Below are 2,839 nucleotides of genomic sequence, written 5' to 3' on the forward strand. Positions count from 1 at the left end.
TCGTGCTCGTCGCCCTCGCCGCCCTCGCGCTGGCCTGCGAGGGAGCCGGAACTGCCGCCCCGCGGCCGGCGTCCAGGTGGCCAGGGCGGCCGACCCGTCGACGACGACCGCGTCGTCACGGCGGCTCTTGCCCCGGCCCTTGACGCTCGGGGTCGTCGTCGGGACCAGCTTGCCGACCGGCTGGATCTTGCCGGTGCCGGTGCCGGCCTGCGACGCGAAGTCCTTGCGGCGGTTCAGCCGCACGGAGAGGCGGACGGCCAGGCCGACCAGCACGAGCAGGATGCAGATGATGTAGGAGACGATGACCCACGGCTTGGCCTGGCGCCCGGCGCCCAGACCGTGCAGCAGGGCGATCGGCCACATCAGGTACGAGATCGCGTGGATGCCCCGCCACATCCAGGGCTTGCCCTTGCCGACGAACCGGGACCGGGCGATACCGGTCCACATCACCATCACCATGATGTAACCGGAGATGGTGCCGAAGCCGATGAGCATCGTCTTGTAGGGCGCCAGGAACGGGATGAACACGTCGATCACGCCGATGTAGTTCATCGCCACCTTCGTCCACACGTGGAAGAAGAGGGCCACGACCGCGATCACGCCGGTGGTGCGGTGCGCGGACTGCAGCAGGACCCGCTGGCGGATCGACAGGACCAGCCGGTCGGTGGCGACCAGTCCCACCATGATGGTGATCGAGAGCGCCACGAGTGCGACGACGCCCACGTAGAACTCGGTGTACGCGAAGACGTACACGTACGCTTTCTGGCCGGCCGGGGTCAGCATCGCGGCGGCCCAGAGCGCGGCGAGGACGGAGACGCCGAGCACCGCGTAGGTGATCATCGACGGCGGTGTCCGGCCGCCGGTAGCGCTCATCGGGACGTCCACACGACTGGCGGATCGCTGGTTCATCTTCGTCCGGGCCATAACTCCTCGTTCTCCGCAGCGGTACGGCGTCCGTCCTGGGCGGTCGGGACGCCGGCATCCGTGGGGGGTGCCCCGCGCTCGTTACTGTCGGGCCGGTCTACCGGCGGCCTGCCCTTCCTCACCCTGAGTGAAAGCCGGTCTCCTGCCCTCCCCCATCTACGTGTGCGGCCGGGGTTCGGATGAACGTTCGGGAAGTTCTTTGCGGCGAAGTTTGCGCGGGCATGCTACCGATCTCGCCCGGAAGTGCTCTGACCAGGCAAGACACTGCCTGGAAACCCGAGGCTAAGGCAAAAATAAAGTGTTATCGAGGTGGGAATCACCGGTCCGGGGTGAACCTTTCGCCCGGCCCTCCCGAACTACCTCACGTGCGTGCAAGTTGACGCCATAGCGTGAGGAGATGATTGCTGTGCGGCATCGCGCTGCTCTGCTGTGCGCCATCCTGGCCGCCACGGCCGCGACCCTGATCATGCCCGGCCGGGCTTCCGCGGTCGAGCCGGGCTTCCAGGTCGAGATCACCGAGCTGCCCCGCACCTTCACCGCCGGGGCCGACGCGCGACAGGTCACCGTGGTCGCCACCAGCGAGCAGAACCGGTGTGTGAAGGTGCGCTGGTCGCTGCTGCTCGAGGTGGACGGGCCGGGCCTGGACGAGGTGGAGGTGGCCCGCGACGAGGACGGCGACTTCCCCGTACAGGTGCAGAACGTGGCCGCCGGCACCGCCCGGATCACCGACGTGCAGCTCGACCCGGGCCTGCTCTGCCGGGGCCGTACGGTGACCGCCCGCTACCAGATCGCCTTCGACGACGAGGCCGAGCCGGGCCGGGTCACCTTCCGCGCGCAGGCCTTCAACGCGGGCCGCACCCTGCTGCAGGAGACGAGCTCACGCAGCGAGGTCAAGGGCGAGCGGGAGGAGCCGGAGGAGAGCGAGTCGCCCAGCCCCTCGGCCAGCCCGTCACCGAGCGAGTCCGCCGAAGCGGAGGAGGCGGACGACGAGGCCACCGCCGAGCCCGAACCCACCGACACGGACGTGGACGTCGCTGCGGTGCCGACCGGCAGCAACAGTGGCACTCCCAGCCTGCTGGGGGCCGGCCTGATCGTCGGCGGGATCCTGGTCTTCCTCGGGGTGGGCCTGCTGCTGCGGCTGCGCATGCGGGGCCGGGCGCCGAAACACGGCACCGAACTGCCGACCGGCTTCTACCCCACCAACTGATCTTCCTCCACAACTTCCTGGGGTAAACCTGCGGAAGACTTAGGCCGCAGTTAAGGGACCGTCGCGGACGGTAGCCCTAGGGTGGGTCGGGCGCTACCCCCTACTGTGGAGGATCCTTGAAGACCAAGACTGTCCGTATCTCGGCCGGGGTCGGCGCTGCCGCGCTGGCGCTCGTCGGTGTCTCCGCCGGCGCCTCCTTCGCGGACGACCAGCCCGCCCCCGTGACCGCGGCGAGCGCGGCGGACCGGTTCCTCGGCGGCGCCGCCCCGGTGCCGGCCAACCTCGTTCCCCCGCCCGGCAACACCCTGACCTCGGTCTTCAAGGCCAAGGGGGTGCAGGTCTACGGCTGTACGGACACCAAGTGGACCCTGATCGAGCCGGCCGCGTCGCTGACCGGCATCTCCCTGAACCCGGTCAAGGTGGCCTCCGCGCTGCACTTCCGCGGCCCGAGCTGGCAGTCGCCCGACGACGGCTCGCTGGTCGAGGGCACCGGTCCGGTCTCGGCGCCGTCGGCGACCCCGAACAGCATCCCGCAGCTGCTCGTCACGGCGAAGGCCAGCCGCGGCCCCGGCGTCTTCGGCGACGTCACCTTCATCCAGCGCCTGTCCACGGTCGGCGGCGTCGCCCCGGCCACGGCCTGCACCACCGGCGCGACAGCCTCGGTGTCGTACCAGGCGGTCTACCGCTTCTTCAAGAAGAGCTGACCAC

At 69.7% G+C, this 2,839-nt stretch carries 2 protein-coding genes and 1 pseudogene; 2 read left to right on the forward strand and 1 reads right to left on the reverse strand.

Features of this window, described 5'->3' with window-relative positions:
* Window positions 1–873 (reverse strand): annotated as a pseudogene (locus tag AB0C29_RS41750) (translation initiation factor III); the annotation flags it as partial.
* A 448-nt stretch (window positions 874–1,321) separates the two neighbouring features.
* On the opposite strand from AB0C29_RS41750, the gene AB0C29_RS41755 reads away from it, so the two are divergent.
* Both AB0C29_RS41755 and AB0C29_RS41760 read left to right on the forward strand, forming a co-directional pair.
* Entirely contained in the window at window positions 1,322–2,131 is an 810-nt protein-coding gene (locus AB0C29_RS41755; protein ID WP_360832876.1) for a hypothetical protein, read from the forward strand.
* 116 nt (window positions 2,132–2,247) lie between these two features.
* Window positions 2,248–2,835 carry a DUF3455 domain-containing protein gene (locus tag AB0C29_RS41760; RefSeq protein ID WP_360832879.1) on the forward strand — a complete coding sequence of 196 codons (588 nt, stop codon included), beginning with the start codon at window positions 2,248–2,250 and terminating at the stop codon, window positions 2,833–2,835.
* Window positions 2,836–2,839: the final 4 nt, after the last annotated feature.

The sequence above is a fragment of the Actinoplanes sp. NPDC048791 genome (assembly GCF_040650095.1).
In the GTDB taxonomy this organism is placed as follows: domain Bacteria; phylum Actinomycetota; class Actinomycetes; order Mycobacteriales; family Micromonosporaceae; genus Actinoplanes.

Bases quoted from the DNA above. Each gene is read 5' to 3' on its own strand.
- AB0C29_RS41755 (WP_360832876.1), top strand. From the start codon at position 1,322: ATGATTGCTGTGCGGCATCGCGCTGCTCTGCTGTGCGCCATCCTGGCC.